1 protein-coding gene is annotated in these 232 nt (G+C 72.8%); it reads right to left on the bottom strand.

What is annotated here, in order from left to right; translation table 11 throughout:
* On the bottom strand, positions 1 to 232 hold a 232-nt coding region (locus ACQG3P_RS24875), incomplete at both ends, for a SulP family inorganic anion transporter (RefSeq protein ID WP_426806536.1).

Genomic DNA, 232 nt, shown 5'->3' with positions numbered 1-232 from the left:
ACTGGACGCTCCCGCCGCAGACCATCACCACCACCGCCACCACCGCGGCCATGGGAAGCCGCCGCACCCATTCGTCGCCGTCCACCACCAGCAGCCACAGCAGCACGCCTGCCCCCAGGCAGGACAACCGGCCACGCCCGCCGGAGGACACACTGATGACCGACTGCCCGATCCGCGCGCAGCCACCCCTGCCGCCGAACAGGCCAGCGGTGATGCTGGCCCGGCCCTGGCA

The sequence above is a fragment of the Stenotrophomonas sp. SrG genome (assembly GCF_050031795.1).
Lineage (GTDB): Bacteria > Pseudomonadota > Gammaproteobacteria > Xanthomonadales > Xanthomonadaceae > Stenotrophomonas > Stenotrophomonas rhizophila_A.
Note: the sequence above shows the minus strand (reverse complement) of the source record. Positions and strands in the feature narration are given on the sequence as shown.